The 462-nt window shown below is 34.2% G+C and carries 1 protein-coding gene; it reads right to left on the bottom strand.

From position 1 onward, the window contains the following. On the bottom strand, positions 1 to 397 hold a 397-nt coding region (locus AC27I2_RS19730; RefSeq protein ID WP_487205266.1), incomplete at its 3' end, for a transposase. Between the last annotated feature and the right edge of the window lie 65 nt (positions 398 to 462).

Below are 462 nucleotides of genomic sequence, written 5' to 3'. Positions count from 1 at the left end.
CTGCTTTTTGTTTAACACTGTGCTCTCTCAATTTGAGCATTGATTGCGCTTGCTGTTCATTAATTGATTTTGCAGTAATAAAGTGAACATCTGGTAACAGCGATGCTTGTAAAACAGCCAAAGCATCATTTTTATCTGTTTTTTGACTTTGACGAACAGACATAACTAATCGCGCAGATATTAGTAGAGAATTATGACCAAGTGAAGTTGCAAATTGATGCCAATAATTAGCACTCGCACAGGCCTCAAAAATAATCGTTGAAGGACTAAGCGATACCAAGTACTCACTAAATTGTTGCAGTGTCATCTCATTATTTGAGTGCACTTTATTATTTGTAGAACTACAAACTTGTATTAATTTATGAGCTAAATCGACACCAATTCTTAACTTATTCATAATTGAACTCCGAAAAATAATTTCTACTTCAGTGTAGAGGTTGGGAGTCCAATTATCTTGTTATA

The organism is Pseudoalteromonas sp. NH0006-46 (assembly GCF_057547735.1).
The sequence above is the reverse complement of the archived record's forward strand: the minus strand, read 5'-3'. Positions and strand labels throughout refer to the sequence as shown.